At 69.1% G+C, this 14,484-nt stretch carries 9 protein-coding genes and 1 pseudogene; 5 read left to right on the top strand and 5 right to left on the bottom strand.

What is annotated here, in order from left to right; genetic code table 11:
* Window positions 1-125 precede the first annotated feature (125 nt).
* The 5 genes from IT882_RS03100 to IT882_RS16255 form a co-directional block, all read right to left on the bottom strand.
* Window positions 126-560 (bottom strand): nitroreductase family deazaflavin-dependent oxidoreductase, encoded by a 435-nt coding sequence (locus tag IT882_RS03100; RefSeq protein WP_195693124.1) that lies wholly within the window; start codon window positions 558-560, stop codon window positions 126-128.
* Window positions 561-669: 109 nt separating this feature from the next.
* On the bottom strand, window positions 670-1,584 hold the full coding sequence (sucD, locus tag IT882_RS03095; RefSeq protein ID WP_195693123.1) for a succinate--CoA ligase subunit alpha: 915 nt from the start codon (window positions 1,582-1,584) through the stop codon (window positions 670-672).
* 36 nt (window positions 1,585-1,620) lie between these two features.
* A complete protein-coding gene (sucC, locus tag IT882_RS03090; protein WP_195693122.1) occupies window positions 1,621-2,784 on the bottom strand; it encodes an ADP-forming succinate--CoA ligase subunit beta in 1,164 nt (387 codons plus the stop codon).
* A 128-nt stretch (window positions 2,785-2,912) separates the two neighbouring features.
* Entirely contained in the window at window positions 2,913-4,493 is a 1,581-nt protein-coding gene (locus IT882_RS03085; RefSeq protein WP_229382273.1) for a chitinase, read from the bottom strand.
* The gene (locus IT882_RS16255) at window positions 4,490-8,191 is read right to left on the bottom strand and encodes a glycosyltransferase family 2 protein (protein ID WP_229382272.1); all 3,702 of its coding nucleotides are present in this window, start codon (window positions 8,189-8,191) and stop codon (window positions 4,490-4,492) included. Before IT882_RS16255 ends, IT882_RS03085 begins: the two co-directional genes overlap by 4 nt.
* Window positions 8,192-8,401: 210 nt before the next feature.
* Here IT882_RS16255 and IT882_RS03075 point away from each other — a divergent pair, with 210 nt between their 5' ends.
* The 5 genes and pseudogenes from IT882_RS03075 to IT882_RS03055 all read left to right on the top strand — a co-directional run bounded on the left by IT882_RS03075 (window position 8,402) and on the right by IT882_RS03055 (window position 14,481).
* Window positions 8,402-9,079, top strand: a complete 678-nt coding sequence (locus IT882_RS03075) for a TetR family transcriptional regulator (RefSeq protein WP_195693121.1) — start codon at window positions 8,402-8,404, stop codon at window positions 9,077-9,079.
* Between the two features lie 430 nt (window positions 9,080-9,509).
* Window positions 9,510-10,331: an endonuclease domain-containing protein gene (locus IT882_RS03070; protein ID WP_195693120.1), complete on the top strand. Its 822-nt coding sequence runs from the start codon at window positions 9,510-9,512 to the stop codon at window positions 10,329-10,331.
* Between the two features lie 366 nt (window positions 10,332-10,697).
* Window positions 10,698-12,161 carry a phytoene desaturase family protein gene (locus IT882_RS03065; protein WP_195693119.1) on the top strand — a complete coding sequence of 488 codons (1,464 nt, stop codon included), beginning with the start codon at window positions 10,698-10,700 and terminating at the stop codon, window positions 12,159-12,161.
* A 144-nt stretch (window positions 12,162-12,305) separates the two neighbouring features.
* Window positions 12,306-13,396: pseudogene (locus IT882_RS03060) on the top strand (AI-2E family transporter).
* Window positions 13,397-13,434: 38 nt separating this feature from the next.
* Window positions 13,435-14,481, top strand: a complete 1,047-nt coding sequence (locus IT882_RS03055) for an ATP-dependent DNA ligase (protein WP_195693118.1) — start codon at window positions 13,435-13,437, stop codon at window positions 14,479-14,481.
* The last annotated feature ends 3 nt before the right edge of the window (window positions 14,482-14,484 follow it).

Raw genomic sequence — 14,484 nt, 5'->3', positions numbered from 1 at the left:
TCCGGGCGCACGGGCGGCGCTGTGGGTATTGTGCCGCCCCCGCGTGATCGGAACCTGGTGACGGGCCGGAAAAACCCGGGAACTGCGAGCAGACTCTCAGCCTGCGCAGAACCGTGCGCCCGCGCTCAGGCGGGGTCGAGCACGAAGACCGCGATCAGCCGATCGGTCTTCTTCTGATACTCGGCGTAGTCGGGCCAGACCTCGACGGCACGGGCCCACCACTGGTCGCGCTCGTCTCCCTCGACCTCGCGAGCGATGTAGTCGCGCTTGGCCGCGCCATCCTGCAGCTCGACGGCGGCATGCTTGCGCATGTTGCCGGCCCACTTGGGCTCGTCGGGCGCGCCACCCTTCGAGGCGATCACGGCATAGCTGCCGTCGTGTTCGACGCGCATGAGGGCGGTCTTGCGCAGCCCGCCGGTCTTCGCGCCCAGCGTCGTGAGCACGATGACGGGCTTGCCCCGCAATACTGCACCCTCGGCGCCTCCCGTGGCTTCGTAGGTTTCGGCCTGCGTGCGCGCCCACTCCGACGTGGACGGCTTGTACTCTCCGGTCAGCGGCATAGCATCAGGCTACCGTCCACCCCTCCCCCGCGCACCCGTCCGCGAGACACCATCGTCACAGCGAAACACCCTCCGACCCGCGGTGTTTCGCGGCGCGGAGGGTGTCTCGTCAAAGACTCGACGTCAGACCTTCGATGATCTCGCGCATCAGGGCGGCGGTCTCAGATGGCGTCTTGCCGACCTTGACGCCGGCGGCCTCGAGGGCCTCCTTCTTGGCCTGCGCCGTGCCCGCCGATCCCGAGACGATCGCGCCGGCGTGACCCATGGTCTTACCCTCGGGCGCCGTGAAACCGGCGACGTAGCCGACAACCGGCTTGGTGACGTTGGCCTTGATGAAGTCGGCGGCACGCTCTTCGGCATCCCCACCGATCTCACCGATCATGACGATCGCCTTGGTCTCGGGGTCAGCCTCGAAGGCGGCGAGCGCATCGATGTGCGTCGTGCCGATGACCGGGTCACCGCCGATGCCGATCGCGGTCGAAAAGCCCAGGTCGCGCAGTTCGAACATCATCTGGTAGGTCAGCGTGCCCGACTTCGACACGAGGCCGATCGGGCCCTTGCCGGTGATGTTGGCCGGGGTGATGCCCACGAGAGACTCGCCGGGGGTGATGATGCCGGGGCAGTTGGGACCGATGATGCGCGTCGTGTTGCCCTTGCTCTTCGCGTAGGCCCATGCCTCGGCGGTGTCGCCGACGGGGACACCCTCGGTGATGACGACCAAGAGCGGGATCTCGGCATCGATAGCCTCGATCATCGCGTCCTTGGTGAAGGCGGCGGGAACGAACGCGATCGAGACGTCGGCGCCGGTCTCAGCCATCGCCTCGGCCACGGATGCGAACACCGGCAGCTCGACCGGGTTGCCGTCCTTGTCGGTGTGGGAGACGGTCGTGCCGGCCTTGCGGGCGTTGACGCCCCCGACGACCTGCGTGCCGGCCTTGAGCATCAGCGCGGTGTGCTTGGTGCCCTCGCCGCCGGTGATGCCCTGGACGATGACCTTGGAGTCCTGGTTGAGGAAGATCGACATGTCTGTGAAGTCCTTCGGTGGGTTCCGGATGCGGGATCAGGCGTTGGCGAGCTCGGCAGCCTTGTCGGCGCCCTCGTCCATCGTCTCGGCCAGGGTCACGAGCGGGTGGGCGTACTCGCGCAGGATCGCGCGGCCCTCCTCGACGCGGTTGCCGTCCAGGCGCACGACCAGCGGCTTGGAGGCCGTGTCACCGAGCGTGTCGAGTGCGCCCTTGATGCCGTTGGCGACGGCGTCGCACGCCGTGATGCCGCCGAAGACGTTGACGAACACGCTCTTGACCTGCGGGTCGCCGAGGATGACATCCAGGCCCGCAGCCATCACGGCAGCTGACGCGCCACCGCCGATGTCGAGGAAGTTGGCGGGCTTGACGCCGCCGTGTGCCTCTCCGGCGTACGCGACGACGTCCAGCGTCGACATCACGAGGCCAGCACCGTTGCCGATGATGCCGACGGCGCCGTCCAGCTTGACGTAATTGAGGTCGTTGGCCTTGGCCTTGGCCTCCAGCGGGTCGGCGGCATCCTTGTCCTCGAGCTCGGCGTGCTCGGGGTGACGGAAGCCCGCGTTCTCGTCGATCGAGACCTTGCCATCGAGGGCGATGATGTCGCCGGACTCGGTGCGAACGAGCGGGTTGACTTCCACCAGGGTCGCGTCTTCGCCCTTGTAGACGTCGAAGAGCTTGACGAAGACATCCGCGACCTTCGGGGCAAGCTCGGCGTCAAAGCCCGCAGCCGAGGCGATCTCGAGAGCCTTCTCGGGGGTGATACCGGCGAGGGGATCGACCTCCACCCGGGCGAGGGCCTCGGGCTTCTCGACCGCGAGCTGTTCGATCTCCATGCCACCCTCGACCGAGCACAGGCTCAGGTACGACCGGTTGGCGCGGTCGAGCAGAACCGAGAAGTAGTACTCCTCCGCGATCTGCGCACCCGCGGCGACCATGACCCGCTTGACGATGTGGCCCTTGATGTCGAGCCCGAGAATCGCCTTGGCAGCCTCATAGGCCTCGTCGGCATTCTTTGCGACCTTGACGCCGCCGGCCTTGCCGCGGCCTCCGGTCTTGACCTGCGCCTTGACGACGACGACGCCACCGATCTTCTCGGCAGCCGCCCTCGCCTCCTCAGGCGTGTCGGCGATGATGCCGGGGAGCACCGGCACCTCGTACTTCTCGAATAGGTCTCGTGCCTGGTACTCGTACAGATCCACGCTGATGTCCTCCGCTGCGGCGTCGGGTGGGTGAAGGGTGTCTGATGTCTCGATGTCGAGAGAGTTCGACCGAGAAATCAGCCTACTACCCGCAGCAGAACGGTCCGAACTCCGAGGCTCGAGAGCGTTCAGCCGCTGCCGACGATCTGCTCGATCTGCGCCACGGTCAGCGGAACCCACGGCGATCCGTCGAGGTCGTCGGATGCCGCGGCCGGGCTATCGCCCTGCGTCCACCACTTCGCCTCGAAGGGCACGCCCTCGTAGAGGACCCGATCGCCCTCGCGGTAGACGGTGTCGCCCGACCAGTCGGGGTAGGTCCCGGGTGGGAGCGTCGGCACGACGTACGGGGTCTCCCCGGGAAGCACGGGACCCACGAGGTCCCACGGACTTTCGGCGCCGCTGACCATCGGGTCGTCGGGAACGTCACCTCGCGTCCACCACTTGGCCGTGTAGACCATGCCGTGCCACACCACTTTCGACCCCGCGAGGTAGCGCGTATCCGCGTTCCAGATCGGGTACGGGCTGGCGGCGGGGTCGTCGGTCACCGACGCGCTGGGTAGCGGCACAGGCGTATGGCTGGCGGCGGTCCCCGTCGTGGTGAGTCCGTCTCCGAGCGTCACCGCGAAGCTCTCCTGGCCCTGGTCGACGCCACTGCAATAGTTGGACACGATCCGGACGTCGGCGTAGTTGTCGCCGCAGGATCGGTCGCGATTAGCTGACCACATCGAGAGGCGTCCGAGTCCGGCATCCAGCGCGAACTGGTTGAGCTGGGCGGCATCCTCCATCGTGAACACTTCGTCAACGATGTCGTTCTGCCCGATCATCGGTGTTGCACCGATGCGAGCCCACGCAGCAGCGGAGGTCAGCGGCTCGTCGGTGCCTCGGAGCATGTCCACGAGCTGGTCACGAACACCGGTGATCGCCGAGATCGCAGCCTCGCCCATCGTCTGGCCGTCCAGGTCCACGCCGTAGTCCATCGTCATGGCGTTGATCCCGCCGAGTTGAACACCCGCGTCGATCAGCTGCGCGGCGGCGGCCTCACCGGCAGCGTCAAGGCCCGAGGGCGTGACGGGGAGGGTGACCCAGACCGTGAGTGGATCGTTCTCGTCACGCTCATCTTGAAGGATGCGCAGCGCCTGTGCTCTGCGCGCGCCGACCGCGGCATCCTGCAGCGCGTCGCCCTCGATGTCGAGATCGATGATGGTGAGGTCGTAGCGGTCGATGACCGCCTTGTAGGCCGCGGCGAGCGACTCGGCATCCGAGCAGGCCGCTGCCAACTCGGTGTTGTCGCGCCCGCCGAAGCTCACGACGACGTCGCCGCCCTGCTGTCTGAGCCGGGCAATGCGGCGGTCGAGATCCAGGTCTCGCGCGGCCTGATCCAGCGAATACGCTGCTCCCCAGGACGGTTCGCAGGTGCTCTCGTCGGCGGCCACGACAAAGCCGAGAACGACATCCTCGTCAGCGTCGGATGCCGGCGTCTCGAAGGGGTAGGCGGGCGTGAGCGTGGTGTCGACGTAGGCCGCGAACCAGGGCTGATTCGGATCGACGACGACGCGATCGGTGACGGTGTGGAACCCGAACCAGATGGCAACGCCGGCGGCTGCGGCGATGAGGATGCCGAGCATGACCCGCCACGGCGACAGACGCTTTCCGGCGTGCGGACCATCCGCTCGGCGCTCCTGGGCGCTGCTCGCCGCCTTGTCGCTCACCACCCGCGACCTCGGCCGCGCACGGGGCGCGACACGGGGGCATTCGGCGAGAGGGGGACCTCGTTGCGAATCGGCATCCGGCCCGGCGGGACACCGACCGGCACGGCATCGGGAGAGTTCCGCGCGGCGGTCTGCGGGGGCGCGGGCCACTCCGTCGGCGCCGGAACAGGAGCAGGAGCCCAGCCGGACCCAGCCGGCGCCTGATCCGGGACCATTTCCGGCGGGTAGAGATCGGACTGAACCGGGCTCTGCCACCCGGGGTGACCCTCGTGGGCTGCCGCCTGCTGAGCGTCCCACGGCGACGACGTCGACGGGTATGTGGCCTGTCCCCGCCAGGCAGGCAGCGTCGAGGGCGCGCCGCCATCCGACGTGGTGTCGTGCAGCTGCGCCGGGTACTGCGCCTGCGAGTAGTGCTGCGCCGGGTAGCGCTGTTCCTGGTGCTGCGGGGCCGAGTAGTGCTGTTCCGGGTACTGCTGCGCGACCGGGAACTGCTGTGCCGGGAACTGCTGTGCCGGGTAGTGCTGTGCCGGGTAGTGCTGTGCCGGGTAGTGCTGTGCCGGGTAGTGCTGTGCCGGGTAGTGCTGTGCCGGGTACTGCGCGGCCGAGGACGAGTGCACCTGCCACGGGGTTACCGCCGCCGGAGCGGAGGTTTCCCACCGCGGATACACGGGCTGCGGCGCATCCTGCTGCCACCACGGGGGCGGCTCCGGGGCGGACCGGGTGGCGATGTCCTGCTGCGTGGCCTCGCCCGTCGCCGGAACGGTCTGGCGCGGGAGCTGCGGTGCAGCACTCCACGCCGCGGGCGCCGGCTCGACGCGAGCGGGCTCGGCCGGCGGGAAGACCTGGATGGCCCGATCTGTGCTTTCTGCGGGCGTCCACGCGCTGACGGCGACGTCGATGGGATGGTCAGCGGCGTCACCGAAGTCATCCCACTCGGCCGAGACGACGTGTCCGCCCGGCCCCGGCATCCACAGGTCGGGGACCAGCTCCATGCCGTACGCGGGGGCGATCGCATAGGTGGGGCGGAACACCTCGGTCTGCGCGACAGGCTCGGGCTCGGGCGCGGACTCGACGGCAACTCCGGCCACCGTCGGTTCGGGCTCGGGCTGGAACGGGCTCGCGACAGGCTCGCGCGCGGGCTCGGCGAGGGGCGCTGCGTCGGCGCTCGGCACCCACTCCGGATCGCCGGTCTCGGCATCCGGCTCGGCGACATCCGCCTCATCGTCGCGAGCCGCCGGGGCGGCTGCCGGCACCGTTTCGGGTTCCGGCTCGGCAGCCACCTCGGCGTCGGCGACCTCGGGTTCGGTCGCCGGCACCGGATCGGGCTCCGGTGGGTCTATCGCGGTCGGCGCAGCCAGAACCAGCCCCTCAGGGTCGGCCATGGCCGGTTCGTCGAGGGTCGTGAGTTCGAGCATCATCGGCCGTACGGGAACCGTCGGCGGCGGCAGATAGGCCGGCGCGGTCTCGCCCGGGGCCGGGTGACCGTGGTAGAGCGCCGCCCGCCAATCCGCTTGCGGCCGTTGCCCGGTCTTGCTGCGCTTCCGCTTCTGCGGGTTCGCATCCACCCACATCCAGTCGGTGAGACCAAGCCACGTGTCGGCGATCGAGGCGAGGATGCCGATGTTCTCGACGATCGCCCACGCCGCGAGGGTCGCGTTGAATGCGGCAAAGGCCGCCGTGCCCCAGTTCTCGTGAAGGATGTTCCACCACGCGGTGAAGACCGAGAAGATGACGATCGCGTACGGAGCGACCACGTACAGCAGCTGCGTGGCCGTTCGGTTTCGCACCTTCGGGGTGCGCGCGAACGGGATCTTCTTGCCGGTGAGGGCCTGCTCGATCGACTTGAGGACGCCCGCGAGGTTGACGGGCAAGAGAATCAGGTTGAAACCGTAGATCCGGAAGATATCGATCGTGCGATAACCCGAGTAACGCAGGTCACTGGCCTGCGAGATGAAGTAGGGCAGAGCCGCGAACACGACCAGCGGGCTCAGCAGCCTGCTATCGAACGGATACGTCAGCAGCATGATCAGGCCAAAGGATGCCCACGCCAGCGATGCCATGTAGTTGGTGCGCAGCATCCACTCGGCGATCGTGATCGGCCGATGCGACTTGCGGCGCCGCTGCGCGTACTTCAGGAACTTCGGCATGATCAGCAGACCGCCGTTGGCCCACCGACGGCGCTGCACGACGAGCGATCCGAAGTCGGGCGGGGTCGCGCTGTAGCTCAGCCGCTCGGGGTAGTTGACCAGGGACCAGCCGTGGTCGGCAAGGTCGATGCTCGATTCGGTGTCCTCGATGACGGTACGGTCCTGCACGTAGCGGCGCACCTCGTAGCCGTTGACCGTCTCGACCTGCACGATGTCTTCGAGCGCCCGCCGCCGGATGACGGCGTTGGCGCCCACCCAGAACGTCGCGTCGTGCGCCGACATCCCCTGGTGCAGGATGTGCTGGATGTCGGTGGTCGCTCCCGCGAGACGCTCGATACGCGTCGGGGCGCCCCGGAACGACGAGTAGGGCGTCTGCGTCACCGCGACGCGCTCGTTCTCGGGCTGCTCCAGAAAGTGGACGAGCCGCAGACAGTAGTCGCGCAGCAGCAGCGAGTCGGCGTCGAGAGTGAGGAGATAGGGCGTGTCGGGGATGACGACGTCGGCCTCGTCCGCCGGACCGACCCTGACCAGAACGGTCCCTTCGTCGGTCGGGTGGGAGTGGTAGCGACCGCCCAGCAGCCCGATGTAGGCGTTGAGGTTCATCGCCTTGTTCGGCTCGTTCGACAGCGACGCGTACCGCTTGCGTTCGAAGGTCGTGGCTTCGACCGTGAAGATCCGCACCAGGCGACGGTGAAGTTCCAGCAGTCGCTCGCCGGTGGGGGCGGCATCGGCATCCAGCGCGGCCTGGAGAGCGCACGCGGTCGCATCGAGGTCGTCGGCAAGTCCTCCGATGACCTGGTCGATGAAGAACGTGTCGACGTGGTCTTCGTGCGGCCAGTCGTCGCCGAGGGCGCGCAACCACGCCACGGCCGCGACGTACTCGTCGCGGAGCGTATCGACGGCATCCGGGGCAATCGTGCCGCCCAGCAACCACTCGTTCTCGTAGGCCAGGAGCGCTTCCGTGAACCGCTCGCCCGGCTCGGCCAGAGCGTCCTCGATGTCGGAGGCGATGCGGCGGGTCTCGTCGAGCCGTTCCTGCACGACGGGGTCAGTCGGGAACGGGCTGTCATCGAGCAGCAGCACGACCCGCAGCGACGGGTACTCCTGCAGCGCTGCCGACCACATCGTCTTGCGCACGACGGCCGGCTCTTCCGCATACGAGGGGATGAGGACCGTCAGCCCGTCGTGGTGTCCGTCGGCGAAGTGGCGGTCGAGCTGCCCGCGCGGCGCGCGCACGTGACCGCGGAACCGCCGGAACGCTCCCTCGCGGGCGACGAGGTACATCAGCGCCGAGAACGTCAGGAACGTCACGACAGACGCGTAGAGGATCGCCTCCAGCGTCCGGAACACGCCCTCGTTCGCGAAGACCTGCGGCAGGATCGTGAAGATCATGTAGCCGATCCACGCGGCGATCGTCGCGCCGATCGCGATCCGCGCCCACACCACCTTCGCGGCCGACGGGCGCGCGTGCACGGTCGAGAGCGGCTCGCGCCGCTTCTCGGAACCCCACTGCGGCCGTCTGGTCGACGGCAACGCTGTGCGTGCACTCATCCTGCGTATCCATCCCGTGTCCATGGCCAGCGGCCTCACACAACAAAGGCGGGTCGACGGATGCTGGGCACCCGGAGCGTTCCCGCATCGCGACGCTACCGTCCGATACCGGAAAGCTGCGGTTTCGTGGGGTGATCCTGGGCTCGGCAGCCCCTTCCTTGAGGGAAAGCTGAGCCAAACTTGAGGTTCCCTCGGCGGTAGGCTCACGGCATGTCCGACACCACTGCCGCCGCGCCGTCATCGCGGACCGCGGTCGTCGCCGTCGCGCTCGACCTGTTCGATCGGAACGGCTTCGATGCGACATCCGTCGAGCAGATCGCGCAGGCCGCCGGCAGCTCCCGGTCGACATTCTTCCGTCAGTTCGGCGGCAAGGACGACGTCGTGTTCGCGGACCACGAGCTGCTCCTCGCCCAGCTGCGCGAGGACCTGTCGCGCCCGCACGAGAACCCGTGGGTCGCGGTGTGCGAGGCGGCGATCACGGTGTTCGAGCACTTCGCCGCCGACCCCGAGCTCGCTCGGCGCCGCTACTCGGTGGTCCGGAAGGTTCCGGCGCTTCGCGAGCGCGAGATCGTCACCGTGTTCCGCTACGAACGCCTCTTTGACGAGTACCTGCGCGGAGCCCTGCCGGGCCTCGATCCGATCGACGCGGTCGGTTTCTCGGCATCCGTCGCGGCTGTCCACAACCACGTGCTGCGGCAGTTGCTGCGCGACCGCGAACCCGTGCCGGTGTCGGTGCTGCGCACCGCGCTCGATGACCTCATGCGCAAATTCGGAGTGCACCCCGACCCCGAGCATCCGAGCCCCGACGACGTCGTGGTGGCGGTGTTCCCCAAGCGGATGCCGCTGGCCGAGGTCACGCGCCGCCTGCACTCCTCCCTCGACCTCTGACCCACGGCACGCCGCCCGCCCGCCCCGCCCTGCCTCACCGCCCCGCCTCACCAGCGACGGCATCCGCCCCTCCGACCCGCATCACCGCCGCCGCCATCCACCGCTCCCCGATACGGCATCCGTCCGCCCCTCCCCCGGCGGCGCGCGCCACAACCGACGGCGGCCGTGTCCCGAACGCAGGAGGAGAAGGCGCTTGGCCGCCCTGCCGAGGTCGGCCACCGTGATTGATCCTGCGATCGGGCCGGGCGGATCGGCGACGATTCCTCCCCAGCGCCGGTAGCTGAGGCCTCGTCCACCGGCGCCAAGACCTCGGAAAGCCTGGGGGCGGGAGGCGGGCAGGCTCGCGGCCATGCCGAGGTCACAGACACACCCCCGAGCCGGGAGCGCGCCGCCCTCCCGGCCCACGCTGTCCCCCACCGAACCGCGCGCGGTGACGACATCTGAACTTCGCGCGGAGGGCTGGAGCAAGCGACGGATCGCGAGGGCCGTCGACCGTGGCGAGCTCCTCCACCTCCACCGCGATGCCTACTGCGCACCGGATCTTCCCCTGCCCTGTATCGAGGCCGGGCGTCTGGGCGCCCGCCTCACGTGCACGTCGGAACTGGAGCGGCTCGGCGTCTTCGTCATGACCCACCCTGACCGCGTGCATGTGCACCTCCCGCGATCCGCCGCGCTGCGCAACCCGCAATCAGCACGGGCCAAGCGACATTGGATGATCCTCAACCGCCCTCGACCCCGCGGGGCTCTGTGCGTGTCGCCGCTTGACGCACTGATCCACGCGGTGGGATGCCAGGAGCCGCGAGCGGCTGTGGCGAGCCTGGACTCCGCGCTGCACCGGCGGGTGCTGCGCAGGTCGGAACTCGACGAACTGTTCGCCGCGCTTCCGGCACGCCATGGCGTGCTGTGGCGCCTGCTGGACGAGCGCGCTGAGTCCGGGCCGGAGTCGTTGCTGCGCCTCATCCTGCGCTCGATCGGATGCCGATATGACGTGCAGGTCACGATCGCGGGAGTCGGGCGGGTGGACTTCGTCGTCAATGGCTGGCTCATCGTCGAGTGCGACAGCCGTGAGTTTCACGGGGATTGGGCAGCCCAGCGTCGGGACCACGTGCGGGACCTGGCCAGTGCGGCGCTCGGATTCGCGACGCTGCGCGTCACCGCGGAGGACATCATGTGGCGCCCCGACGAGGTTCGGCGGGCGCTCACCGGGCTGCTGCGCTCACCGGGCGGGCGGCGCGGCCCGATTGCAGGATGATCGGCGGACTCACCGGCTTCTGAGCCGCGAATCCCCGGACTCCTCCTGCAATCGGGCCAGCCACGACGTTTCGGCTCGCTTCGCTCGCTCACCGACAGAGGCAGGGTCGGAGGGTGTACGTCACCGGACTGGGTCAAGATCGAGCTGGGGCGGGCAGGGGCGCGATATGACCGACAGCGGTCCGATCGCAGGATGATCGGCCGAACCAGCCACCTTTCGGCCCTGAATCCCGGGGTTTCTCCTGCAATCGGGCCGAGGCGGGCGGGGCCGGTGGGGGCGGGGCGAGAAGCCGGGAGGGGCCGGGCGAGGTGGGGCCGGACCGGGCGAGGCGGAGACGCCGCGGGTGGGGGCTGGCAGACTGGCGGCATGGCGGCGCACGCGACGATCGTGGGCAGCGGACCGAACGGTCTGACCGCCGCGGCGACACTCGCCCGGGCGGGACTGCACGTGCGCGTCCTCGAGGCGGCGGAGACGATCGGTGGCGGTCTCCGCACCGAAGCGCTGGCCCTCCCCGGATTCCGTCACGACGTGTGCTCGGCGGTGCACCCCGCGGCACTGACGTCCCCCGTGTTCCGAGCCCTCGGCCTCGACAGCGGCGTCTCGTGGCTGATCCCGGATGCCTCCTACGCGCATCCGCTCGATGACGGGCCGGCAGCAATCGCGTGGCGCGACATCGGCCGGACCGCCGACGATCTCGGGCCCGATGGCCGCGCGTGGCTCGCGACAATCCGGCCGCTCGCGCGTCACAGCGACGAGCTCGTGACGTTCACGGGTGATCAGCTGATCCGGATGCCGCGGCATCCCCTGACGGCGATCCGGTACGGCCTGCGGGTGCTCGAGCAGGGGACTGCACTCGGGGCAGGCAGCTTTCGCACCCCACGAGCCGCGGCGCTGCTGGCCGGTGCGATGGCCCACGCAAACACGTGGATGCCGTCCCTGGGCTCGGCCGCTGCGGGGCTCCTCCTCACGGCGCAGGCCCATGCCGGCGGGTGGCCTGTGCCACGAGGTGGCGCGCACACGATCGCCGATGCGCTCGCCGCCGACATCCGCGCCCACGGCGGCGTCATCGAGACCGGCACGCGGGTCACCTCGCTCGACGGCCTGGACTGGGGCGATCCGGCGGCAGGCGACCTGCTCATCCTGGACACCTCGCCGCGGCTGCTCCTGACGGACTCCGCGCTTCCGACCCGGTACGCCCAGGCGATCCGGCGCTACCGCTACGGTCCGGGCGTCATGAAGGTGGATCTCGCTCTCGACGGGCCGGTCCCGTGGCGCGATCCTGACGTGGGGCAGGCCCCGACGGTTCACCTCGGCGGAACGCGCGAGGAGATCATCGCCGCCGAACGCGAGGTCGCACGCGGCAGGATCCCCGAGAGCCCCTACGTGCTGGCCGTGCAGCCGTCGGTGATCGACGCGACACGGGCTCCCGCCGGAAAAGCAGTCCTGTGGGCTTACACGCACGTCCCGCTCGGCTCCCCCGCGGATGCCACCGATACCGTTCTCGCCCAGATCGAGCGCTTCGCCCCCGGTGTGCGGGATCAGGTGCTGGCGGTGCACGCGGCGACCGCCGCGACGCGGGAGCGCGCCAACCCGGCCGAGATCGGCGGCGACATCTCGGGCGGCGCATTCACGATGGCGCAGGCCATCCGCAGACCCGTGACCTCGCGGCATCCGTGGCGAACGCCGCTGCCGGGTGTCTATCTCGGGTCGGCATCGACCCCGCCAGGCCCTGGCGTGCACGGAATGAGCGGCTGGCATGCCGCCCGCACCGCTCTCAGTGACGCGGCAGGAGTCCCGATCACGCTCGACGACCTGTTCGGCGACCACTGACCTCGACGGGGGCGTTGCTGATTCGAGCCCTGCCGTCAAGGCCGTGCGCGGGTTCCGTGCGCCGACTACGGTCGAGCCATGGGATTGTTCGGGATCGGCTCCGCCAAAGACAGCACCAGCGCGCTTGCGGTACCCGATGACGGCATCGTCCCACCCAGCAAGCTGTGGGGCGACAAGTTCGGGATACTCGCGACCCGGGGGCTGCAGATCATCGTCGTGGTCGCCCTCGCGACAGGCCTGATCTGGGGATTCAACAGATCACGCTGGTGGTCATCCCGGTTCTGCTTGCGCTGATCTTCGCGTCGGCTTTCGCGCCCGCGATGAGCTGGATGCGGGGCCGCGGCGTCCCGTCGATCCTCGCGACCCTCATTGCGCTGTTCACGATCGTGCTGCTGCTCGCCGGCGTCGGCTGGCTCATCGTCTGGGCGGTCCGAGATCAGTGGGACTCCCTCTACAGCCAGGCCGAGGCTGGTGCCCAGCAACTGTGGCAATGGGTGCAGACCCTGCCCTTCGGTATCGACCAGCAACAGATCGACCAGTGGATCGCCTCGATCCAGGACTTCATCACGAGCGCACAGTTCGGCTCTGGCGCGATCGCCGGTGTGAGCATCGTCGCGAACTTCGCGACCGGCTTCGTGCTGCTGGTCGTCGTCCTGTTCTTCTTCTTGAAGGACGGTCCGCGGATGTGGGAGTTCCTGCTGCGCCCGTTCCGCGGCTCGGCCGAGGCGCGCGCCCGCCGCATCGGCGACAAGACGGTCTCCACTCTCGGCGCGTATGTGCGCGGCACGGCGTCCGTCGCGTTCGTTGACGCGGTCGGGATCGGCATCGGTCTGTGGATCCTGCAGGTCCCGCTCGCCCTCCCCCTTGCCGTGCTGGTCTTCCTGTTGGCGTTCATCCCGATCGTGGGGGCGACCCTGGCCGGCATCCTCGCGGCCCTCGTCGCACTCGTCTCGAACGGCCTGGTGAATGCGCTGTTCGTCGTCGGGGTGGTCGTGCTCGTCAACCAGCTGGAGGGCAACTTCCTGCAGCCGGTGCTGATGGGTCGCTCCATGAAGCTGCACGCGTTCGTCATCCTGATCGCCCTGACCGTCGGCACCGTGCTCGGCGGGATCGTCGGCGCTGTGCTGGCCGTACCGATCACGGCAGTCGCGTGGGGCATCGTGCAGGTGTGGGACGGGCCGAACACGCCAGCTCGCTGGGCGCGGCGCCGGAGCAGCGAACCGGCTCCCGACTGAATCTGGACACGCCCCTGACGACACAGGATGCTGGCCTCATGCCGTACGCGATCCCCGAGCCGATGCTCGCAAAGTCCGTCGATCGGATCCCCGACCCACGGGCGAGCACGGGCGGCCTGAGCTTCGAACCGAAGTGGGACGGCTTTCGCGCCCTCGTCTCGTGGGACGGGACGGATGTCGAGATCGGCAGTCGCGGCGCCAAACCCCTCACCCGGTACTTCCCCGAACTCGTCGAGGCTTTCGCGCGGGTGCTGCCGGAGCCCTGCCTGCTGGACGGTGAGATCGTCATCGCGCTCGGCGATCCGGGCTCCGAACGCCTCGATTGGGACGCGCTGACCCAGCGCATCCATCCCGCCGAATCGCGAGTGCGGATGCTGAGCGAACAGACTCCGGCGATGTTCATCGCGTTCGACATCCTCGCCCGCGGCGAGCGCGACCTCGCGAGCGAGCCGTTCTCGGCGCGGCGCGCAGAGCTCGTCGATCTGCTGCGGGCAGTTCCGCGCCCGGTCCACGTGACGCGCGCCACGGACGATCCTGCGCTCGCAGGGCGCTGGCTCGACGAGTTCGAGGGCGCCGGGCTCGACGGGGTCGTGGCCAAGCCGCTGGCTCAGCCGTATGCGCCGGGCAAGCGCACGATGTTCAAGATCAAGCACGCGCGCACGGCGGATGTCGTCGCGCTCGGCTACCGCGTGCACAAGAGCGGTCGCGGGGTCGGTTCGCTTCTCGTCGGCCTCTACACCGACGAGGGTCGGCTTGTTCAGGTCGGCGGGGTGGCAGCGTGGTCGGACAAGCGCCGCTTAGAACTGGTCGAGGAGCTCGATCCCCTCGTCGACCGCGACGAGAGCGGCGAGGCGATGACAGGCGAGGGCGAGCGGTCGCGTTTCGCGTCCGGCAAGGATGTCTCGTTCGTACGGCTGCGGCCCGAGCGCGTGCTCGAGGTGCGCTATGACCAGCTCGAGAAGTGGCGATTCCGCCACACCGTGCAGTTCGTGCGGTGGCGAGCGGACCGTGATCCGCGCTCCTGCACGTACGAACAGCTCGAGACGGTGCGTGCGTACGATGTCGGCGCGGTGCTCGAGAGCTGACGG

The sequence above is a fragment of the Microbacterium schleiferi genome (genome assembly GCF_015565955.1).
In the GTDB taxonomy this organism is placed as follows: domain Bacteria; phylum Actinomycetota; class Actinomycetes; order Actinomycetales; family Microbacteriaceae; genus Microbacterium; species Microbacterium schleiferi_A.
Note: the sequence above shows the minus strand (reverse complement) of the source record. Positions and strands in the feature narration are given on the sequence as shown.

What these genes read in the sequence shown, in the direction of transcription:
- IT882_RS03100 (WP_195693124.1), bottom strand. Translation starts at nt 560, where the DNA reads ATGCCGCTGACCGGAGAGTACAAGCCGTCCACGTCGGAGTGGGCGCGC.
- sucD (WP_195693123.1), bottom strand. Translation starts at nt 1,584, where the DNA reads ATGTCGATCTTCCTCAACCAGGACTCCAAGGTCATCGTCCAGGGCATC.
- IT882_RS16255 (WP_229382272.1), bottom strand. Translation starts at nt 8,191, where the DNA reads ATGAGTGCACGCACAGCGTTGCCGTCGACCAGACGGCCGCAGTGGGGT.
- IT882_RS03075 (WP_195693121.1), top strand. Translation starts at nt 8,402, where the DNA reads ATGTCCGACACCACTGCCGCCGCGCCGTCATCGCGGACCGCGGTCGTC.
- IT882_RS03065 (WP_195693119.1), top strand. Translation starts at nt 10,698, where the DNA reads ATGGCGGCGCACGCGACGATCGTGGGCAGCGGACCGAACGGTCTGACC.
- IT882_RS03055 (WP_195693118.1), top strand. Translation starts at nt 13,435, where the DNA reads ATGCCGTACGCGATCCCCGAGCCGATGCTCGCAAAGTCCGTCGATCGG.